Here is a 7166-nt window from a genome sequence, read left to right on the forward strand (position 1 = left end):
AATTTGGTCGGCTTTTGTGCTTGCTATTTTAGTAATTTGGTCGGCTTTTGTAGCTTTATTTTAGTAATTTGGTCGGCTTTTATCCTGTTTTCTAACTTTTATCGTGTTGTATATCAGATTATTACAATTGAAAAACGCCTTTCTTACAAGAATTCTCCAAAGACTTTCTCTATAAGAAAGGGGATTTTAGGGAAATTGAAGGGAAAAGCGTACAAATTACTAAAACCAATACTTTCGGAAAAACAAAGAGAAAAACGAGAAAAAAGCTAAGCGAAGCGGGAATCGGAAGATTTTTCCTGCGTGTTAAAAAATGTATTTTTATAGGTATTTTTATAAATTCTTGATTTTAGTAATTTAGGTACTTTTTTGTTATAACTATTTGTTATACAGTTTTTTTGCAACACTCTTCTAACTCTTTACAAATGTATTCTTCCAATGTTATCCCCTCTTTCTTTGCCTGTCTTTCAAGGATATTAAAGGCATAAAATGGTAATTCTATTTCAACAGAGGTGTTTTGAGGTTTGAACAAATCTTCCTGTCCGAAGAACACGTCTTTATCTTCTGTTTCGGCAGAAATAACAATGCCCACAAACGGGTTATTTTCAACCATTATCACCGTTCCGGTTATCCATTCCGGTAGCCGGGTAAGGTCGGGCGAAATCAAAACTTTATCTCCTGTTTTTATCATTGTGCTTTTATTTGTCTTTATAGTGTCCCTCTACTTCAAGCACATAAACCTCTATCACATCTTCATAAATGTCGTAGATTATGCGGTCATGGGCGGTAATGTGACGAGACCATGTTATATCACCACCGCCCCTTAAAGCTTCGGGATGCCCAAGCCCTGTTTTAGGGTGCTCCATCAGTTCTTTGTAGATAGCCTTGTACTTCTTGAACAAATTGGGGTTTGACTTCTTCCATTTGGAGATTACCTTGTCCGCCCCGTTTGAAACCCTTATCGTGTATGTCATAGACTTTCAAAATAAGCGTCAATATCCTCTTGGCTTCTAAGCGTAGTGCACTTTCCTGCCTTAATTTCCGCCCTTGCTCTTTCTATCTTCTGTTCAAGTTCGGGGGTGATTGTAATATCACTGTCATAGATAGGTGTCAGCATGTAAGAGCGTTTGCCCCTGCGTCTGATAACAACTTGTTCGCCTTGGTCTGCAATGTTAAGCAGAGAGGCTTGTTTGTCCCTAAATTCTCTTGAAGTTACTTGTAGCATATTGTCTCCTTTCTTTTTATGTGTACCAAAATTGGTACACGACAAAGGTAGGTTATTTTTCCGAAAGTACAAGCGGAACAGCCGTTTTTTTGTGCTTTTATAGTTAGCTGGTTAATCAGTTAATCGGCAAACTGTGTAACCGGGCAATCGGCACTATTCCTAACGCCCGCCACACTTCCTCCTGCATACCCCGTTCCCTTGTGCTTTGGCGCAGCTCACGCCCGCCCGCACCGCAGGGGAGGGGTATTCCGTCGGCTGCTTAGGCAGTCGAAAGGAATAGCAAGCGGAAACGCCACAGAGTGTCGTTTTTTCGCTTGCCCTACGGGGTTATAGCTGATAATCAGCTATTTAAATAAATAATAGGGAATTAATTTGTAATTATAAAAAATATAAATAACTTTGTATCAGTTGGTTATATATTAATATCTAATTAAATATAGCATTATGGCAATAACAACTATATCCGTAGATACGGAAACAGCAGCCAAACTTGACCGTTTGGCAAAGGCTAACAAGGTGGCAAAGAAAGAGTATATATCTTATGCTTTGAACTACTTTGAGAAGTACGGTATAAACCCGGTGAAACATGAAAGCCCGGCACAGGAAATGCAGACCCTTATTAAGCGGGTAAATCAAATAGTGGCGTTCATCAGGAAACAGGAACAAGAGGTTTTGCACCCGCTATGTGAAGCCACAACAGTTACTAACGCTAAGATTGAAAATGCCCTCCCCGACCTTTTGACGGTCAAAAGGTTTGAAGGCTTTATGGATGCTTTGGATGAAAGCATGAAGTGGCAGGAGCAGAAATGGGATGAAAGGGAGAAGCGTTTAGAAATTATGTATGAAAGATTATCCAAACTATTTGAAATTCTTGAACAATTTGAACAATGATAGTAAAGCCACAGGGTGGGGGGAAAACCTACGCCAATACCGGAACTTGTGCCAACGTAGCAAGCTACTTGCAGCATGAAGATGTAGACAGGATGAAAGACGGAAAAGAACCGGAGCCGTTTTTCAGCCAATGGAATGACAGGGTTAGCGTTGATGAACTTGTATCCAAGATAGACAACAACCGGAAAGGATTAAAAAACAGTGATGCGAAATTTTATGTTATCACTGTCGCACCGTCCCGGAAAGAACTTGAAAGAATGGGCAGGACGAAAGAGGAACAGGCAGCAGCCATGAAAGACTATATTCGTACCGAGGTTATGCCACAATATGCGGAGGGGTTCAAAAAGGACGTGAAAGCAGATGATTTGCTTTATTTCGGAAAAATCCATTACGAGAGGAACGGGAAGAACAAGGAAGATTTGCACGCACATATCATTGTTGCCCGAAAGACGAAAGGTAACGGCATATCAATAAGCCCCATGACGAACCACCGGAACGGGAAAACAACGGGTGCGGTAAAGGGTAGCTTTGACAGATGCGAATTTAAAAGTAGGTGTGAAGAACGGTTTGACCGCCATTTCAAGTATGAAAGGGACATGAAAGATTCTTTTTCCTATCAAAACGCCATGAAGAACGGCACACCACAGGAGATGCAGGCACAGGCAGAAAAGCTTGTACAATGGGAAAGACAAAAGAAAATCCGTAACCACCCGTTAACAAAGCTTGTTGAAGTAGGAAAGGAGAACCGGGAAAGGCTGTTGAAAGAGGAAGCGCAAAGAAGAAGCCATAAGGAGCAGAACGAAGCACCGGAAATGGCACAATCCCGGCAACCGTCCCCACAGCTTGACGAAGCGCAGAACCGGAAACGGCACATCGAAGAGGATATGGCAGACGAAAAGAAAAAAAAGAAGCGAGATAATAGTATTCCATTTGGTTTCTAAATTGTTATGGTATGTTAGAGAATAATTCAGAAAAACAGAAAAGCACATTGAAAGGAGTGCTTCTCATATTGGCATTACTCACGTTTGGCGGTCTGTTGGTTGCCGGTGTCGTTAAAATTTTGGCGTTGGTGTGTAGTGCGGTTCTTCCCTTGCTCGAACCTCTAATCGCCCTGGGACTTTGGGGGAGTGTCGGATATTTCGCCTATCGGTACTTTCGGAAAAAGGAAAAGCCAAAAGAAGAAGCCCCGGAGATTTCACCGGAACTTGTGCGGTTGCAGACTACGGGAACACCGTTGGTTGTCGGGAATCCGTTCAGAGGGATTTTTGTTGTCGGTGCAGCAGGTTCGGGAAAGTCCGAGAGTATAGCCGTTCCTCTGTTGTCCGAGTTTGTTCGGCTTGGTTACTCCGGTTTGGTTTATGATTTCAAGTTTCCCACACTTGCCAATGATGTGGAGTCCTTTTTAAAGGCTGAAAGAAGCCCTGTAAGGCACGTTTATATTAATTTTAATAATCCGTACCAATCCATGCGGGTAAACCCCATATCGCCACGCTATTTGCTTAACACGAGTTATGCAAGGGAGTTTGCACAAGCAATAATTATGAACTTGATGAAAGAGGGAATAAGAAAGCCGGATTTTTGGATAAGGTCTGCAACGGACTTGCTTACAGCCTGTATTTGGTATCTGAAAGAGGAAAAGCCGGAGTGTTGCGATATACCGCATGTGTTCGCAATGGTCACGGGAAAAGACACGGAACTTTTGGAATTGTTGCAGAAAAACCCGCAGACCGAGCAAATGACAATGAGTATTTATAATGCAATGGAGAGGGGAGCGGATGCACAGGTAAGCGGGGTTATCGGCACGTTACAATCAGCCATAGCGCAAATTAATACACCTGAACTGATGTACATCTTTGGTGGTGATGATTTTAGTTTGGATGTGAACAATCCTCAGAACCCGGCAATTCTTACAATAGGGAATTTCCCTACACTTGCACAGACTTTCGCCCCATTGTGTTCTTTAGTGATAACTGTCGCTATCAAGCTGATGAACCAACCCGGCAAGCATCCGTCTTTTGTCATGTTGGATGAAGCCCCGACAATATTTGTCCCTAATCTTGAAATCTTGCCGAATACAGGACGGAGCAACCATGTGGCAACTGTTTTGATGTGCCAGGACCTTGCGCAGCTTACAGACGGTTACGGAAAGGAGAAAGCAGAGGTGCTTTTCGCAGCCTGCAACACGCATTTCTATGGTCGTGTTTCATCTTCATTCACGGCAGAACGGTTATCCCGGCAGTTCGGAAAGGAAGATAAGATTTACAGAACGGCTTCACAATCACAAACCGGGTTCTACAAGACTACCGGGGTGAGTGAGAGTGTGCAGGAACGGGACACCATAAAACCGAAAGATTTCCTTGGATTTGAAACCGGGGAATTTGCAGGAATCGCAGTGGAAAGCAACAGGCAGTTTTTCTTGTTGCATTTCTTGCAGGTGGTAAGACCCGTTCCGGCTGTTTTGGAACACCCACAAACTACGGGTTCACCTAATGAATACTATCGAGAGGTAAGAGAGGAAGTTAGGAGAATGTTGGCAGGACAGGACACGAAGCCGGGGAACAAGGGAGAGAAACCGGAACAACCCCTTAGACGCCCCCGATTCCGGCAAGGCTGATTTTTCCACTGTGTTTGCTTTCTTGTGGGGTAACAACCTATCAGAAAGCAAACACAATGGTGTAGTAATTTACACAGCTAAAAGACGAAACTATTCTTTCAGTTGTTTTTCAAAACATTTGTCGCATAATGTGTGATACCACCCTCTGCAATCCCGTAAAGAACCCGGAGCACCGCATTTTTCGCAAGTGGTTGTGGACGCTTTTTCGGCTGCTTCTATCATTTTGGCAAGCTCATCCGGGTAGTTGCCTATCTCCAATTGAAGTATTCCCCATTTTTCCTTTATTTGGTAAACTACTATTTGATATTCTTCCGCCTTATCTTTGTTATAGGATTGAATGTACTGTAAGATTGGCTCTATAAGTGGAAACCAACCTTTCCCGCATTCTACTCCAAAGAGTTCCCAAGGTGTTTTTAAATCTTCCATGATTATTTGTTTTTAATTCAATATTCTCTAAGATATACCAAGTTCTTTTAGAACGCTCTCATTTGCAGATGAAAAAAATCCTTTACAGTGTCTTAACTCTGTTTTTGCTATTTCTAAGAGTTCACCTTGTTTTTGAAGCTTTTCTGAAAGCGTATAGTTCTGTTTATCCCGGTCATAATATTTTTGTTCCCATTGCAACCTTTCTTTAATCAGCCTTGTTTTATCTTCGCTAAGGGAATCCAGCTTCTCTTGATATTTCCCTATAAGATGTTCTAATTCGGCTATTCTGTCGGTCGCTTTTTGCTGTATGTCCGGTGGGGGCAGTTGTGCTTGTTTCTGTGATATTATAAATTCACTCATCAGCTTGCAAAGCGCATCCACTTGGCTACGTTCTTTTTCTACTTCAGCCGGAACCGGAAGAAAAGGTGTAGCTTCAGTATCGTAAATATCGAAATCGTTCTTTTGCAAGAAACGCCATGCTTTTTCCACCCATTCCCCGACAGGCTGCCCCGCTTTACGGCAATATATTTTTATATCTTCAAGCACGTTTTTAGGTACTCGAATAGTGCTTGTTTGTATATCGCTCATATTGTTGTTGATTAATTGATTACGTTCAAAAATATAAAGAATATATTTAGCTTTCTACAAAATCTACAAAAAATATATTTATTTCTTTCTGTCAATATCAAAGCATAGAGCATTGATATTGCTTTCGGTAGTCCATACGGCTATTTTTCGACCGTCAATTTCAACGACAACACGAATGAAGTCGTTACCTTGTAGTTGTTCCTTTTCTTGTGAAACTTCCACAACCTTAACTTTTAGTTCTTCCATATTCTTCTTATTTGATTTTAAATTCTTCACGTAACATTTTTAAAAGTGCATTTTGGGCGTGTATTCTTGATTGTGCCCCACTACATACCCTATCATCGTAATAACAACATCTTTCGTAAACCTCTTTTAACCGTCCTAAATCACTGATTTTATCAACGGCTTTTTGTGCTCTGTCATCGGTTGGGTTGTTCATGGCATTAGATACCCAGCGATAAACAAAAGAGTATTGTTCAAACTGTTCTCCCCCCGCTTCACGTGGATGCAGTGTATTAATGGTAAATACGATTGTGTCGGCTTTGGGTTTACGCCCCTTTATGGGGTATTTACAAATCAATTCGTAATCAAACCAAACATCAGAACCACTTTCTTTTATTCTCTCTTGTGCAGGTCTTAAAATTTTCCGGTCTATATCATTATTAGAGTGCTTTTCTGGTATTTCTAAGTCCTTTCTAAATTGGTTTATAGAGTAATAATATTCTCTTCTATCTCGTTGGCTGCAAATGATTTTATAAATCCGTTTGGTATAATTGCCCCGAAGCCCGAGCGCAAGACCTTTAGAGTATCGAGTTCCGCCAACACCCACACCATAATAAATCAAAAAAGGAATAGCCCAAGGATTAAGATTTACCATGATTTGGTTAGTCCCTTTTATATTGTGTATGTTGGTGATAACAGAACCGCCTGTTGTTTCTATCTCTTTTTTCATTTTGGGATGAAGCCAACGGAAAGAGAATCTTTTATTAAGCATATCAATAGCTTCTTTTAGCACTTTATTTTTATTGTTCTTCCCTCCCGCTTCATCGCACATGATAACTACATAAGGCTGATTAAACAAATCTCGTGGAAGTTCTTCTTCTCTTGTCATGTGCTTTTGTATTTTGTCACCGATAAGGGTTAAGAGGTTTTCTTGCCACTCTGATACGTTATACTGCCCAAAAGTCACGTTATTGGGCTGTATCAACATAATTTCTTCTTCGGTGGGCGGTTCAAATGGTATGATTTCTTTCTTTGCCATACGCTTGATTTTTTAGGTTACGAAGCAAATATAAGCATAAAAACCGACTAATAAAAACTAAAGTCGTAAAAAGTTGTCGGTTTTAGTAATTTGGTCGGCTTTTGTGCTTGCTATTTTAGTAATTTGGTCGGCTTTTGTAGCTTTATTTTAGTAATTTGGTCGGC

At 41.0% G+C, this 7166-nt stretch carries 10 protein-coding genes and 1 pseudogene; 4 read left to right on the forward strand and 7 right to left on the reverse strand.

The window, feature by feature from the left end; genetic code table 11:
• Positions 1–270: hypothetical protein (locus ACESPU_RS21530; RefSeq protein ID WP_373133655.1), on the forward strand; the 270-nt coding region annotated here is incomplete at its 5' end.
• Between the two features lie 232 nt (positions 271–502).
• On the opposite strand, the pseudogene ACESPU_RS21535 reads toward ACESPU_RS21530, so the two are convergent.
• The 3 genes and pseudogenes from ACESPU_RS21535 to ACESPU_RS21545 form a co-directional block, all read right to left on the reverse strand.
• A pseudogene (locus ACESPU_RS21535) lies at positions 503–685 on the reverse strand (transcriptional regulator); the annotation flags it as partial.
• A gap of 10 nt (positions 686–695) precedes the next feature.
• The gene (locus ACESPU_RS21540) at positions 696–971 is read right to left on the reverse strand and encodes a type II toxin-antitoxin system YoeB family toxin (RefSeq protein WP_176703104.1); all 276 of its coding nucleotides are present in this window, start codon (positions 969–971) and stop codon (positions 696–698) included.
• On the reverse strand, positions 968–1222 hold the full coding sequence (locus ACESPU_RS21545; protein ID WP_176703105.1) for a type II toxin-antitoxin system Phd/YefM family antitoxin: 255 nt from the start codon (positions 1220–1222) through the stop codon (positions 968–970). The genes ACESPU_RS21540 and ACESPU_RS21545 overlap by 4 nt, the downstream gene beginning before the upstream one ends.
• 444 nt (positions 1223–1666) lie before the next feature.
• Between ACESPU_RS21545 and ACESPU_RS21550 the strand changes: the two genes are divergently transcribed.
• Genes ACESPU_RS21550 through ACESPU_RS21560 form a run of 3 tightly spaced genes read left to right on the forward strand, consistent with a single transcriptional unit; the run spans position 1667 to position 4727 of the window.
• On the forward strand, positions 1667–2113 hold the full coding sequence (locus tag ACESPU_RS21550; protein WP_176703097.1) for a BfmA/BtgA family mobilization protein: 447 nt from the start codon (positions 1667–1669) through the stop codon (positions 2111–2113).
• The gene (locus ACESPU_RS21555) at positions 2110–3054 is read left to right on the forward strand and encodes a DUF5712 family protein (protein WP_373133656.1); all 945 of its coding nucleotides are present in this window, start codon (positions 2110–2112) and stop codon (positions 3052–3054) included. Before ACESPU_RS21550 ends, ACESPU_RS21555 begins: the two co-directional genes overlap by 4 nt.
• Before the next feature lie 11 nt (positions 3055–3065).
• The gene (locus tag ACESPU_RS21560; protein ID WP_217291621.1) at positions 3066–4727 is read left to right on the forward strand and encodes a type IV secretory system conjugative DNA transfer family protein; all 1662 of its coding nucleotides are present in this window, start codon (positions 3066–3068) and stop codon (positions 4725–4727) included.
• Positions 4728–4817: 90 nt separating this feature from the next.
• Here ACESPU_RS21560 and ACESPU_RS21565 read toward each other — a convergent pair whose 3' ends face one another.
• From ACESPU_RS21565 to ACESPU_RS21580, 4 genes are all read right to left on the reverse strand, one after another.
• A complete protein-coding gene (locus ACESPU_RS21565; RefSeq protein WP_373133657.1) occupies positions 4818–5153 on the reverse strand; it encodes a hypothetical protein in 336 nt (111 codons plus the stop codon).
• Positions 5154–5180: 27 nt separating this feature from the next.
• Positions 5181–5741: a hypothetical protein gene (locus ACESPU_RS21570; RefSeq protein ID WP_254305321.1), complete on the reverse strand. Its 561-nt coding sequence runs from the start codon at positions 5739–5741 to the stop codon at positions 5181–5183.
• Positions 5742–5819: 78 nt separating this feature from the next.
• A complete protein-coding gene (locus tag ACESPU_RS21575) occupies positions 5820–5987 on the reverse strand; it encodes a hypothetical protein (RefSeq protein WP_373133658.1) in 168 nt (55 codons plus the stop codon).
• 7 nt (positions 5988–5994) lie between these two features.
• Positions 5995–7002: a replication initiation protein gene (locus ACESPU_RS21580; RefSeq protein WP_373133659.1), complete on the reverse strand. Its 1008-nt coding sequence runs from the start codon at positions 7000–7002 to the stop codon at positions 5995–5997.
• Positions 7003–7166 lie beyond the last annotated feature (164 nt).

Origin of the sequence: Parabacteroides sp. 20_3, from assembly GCF_964238835.1 — a bacterium.
Classification (GTDB): Bacteria; Bacteroidota; Bacteroidia; order Bacteroidales; family Tannerellaceae; genus Parabacteroides; species Parabacteroides distasonis.

Coding starts and splice junctions, on each gene's coding strand:
- ACESPU_RS21540 (WP_176703104.1), bottom strand. CDS start 971: ATGACATACACGATAAGGGTTTCAAACGGGGCGGACAAGGTAATCTCC.
- ACESPU_RS21545 (WP_176703105.1), bottom strand. CDS start 1,222: ATGCTACAAGTAACTTCAAGAGAATTTAGGGACAAACAAGCCTCTCTG.
- ACESPU_RS21550 (WP_176703097.1), top strand. CDS start 1,667: ATGGCAATAACAACTATATCCGTAGATACGGAAACAGCAGCCAAACTT.
- ACESPU_RS21555 (WP_373133656.1), top strand. CDS start 2,110: ATGATAGTAAAGCCACAGGGTGGGGGGAAAACCTACGCCAATACCGGA.
- ACESPU_RS21560 (WP_217291621.1), top strand. CDS start 3,066: ATGTTAGAGAATAATTCAGAAAAACAGAAAAGCACATTGAAAGGAGTG.
- ACESPU_RS21565 (WP_373133657.1), bottom strand. CDS start 5,153: ATGGAAGATTTAAAAACACCTTGGGAACTCTTTGGAGTAGAATGCGGG.
- ACESPU_RS21570 (WP_254305321.1), bottom strand. CDS start 5,741: ATGAGCGATATACAAACAAGCACTATTCGAGTACCTAAAAACGTGCTT.
- ACESPU_RS21575 (WP_373133658.1), bottom strand. CDS start 5,987: ATGGAAGAACTAAAAGTTAAGGTTGTGGAAGTTTCACAAGAAAAGGAA.
- ACESPU_RS21580 (WP_373133659.1), bottom strand. CDS start 7,002: ATGGCAAAGAAAGAAATCATACCATTTGAACCGCCCACCGAAGAAGAA.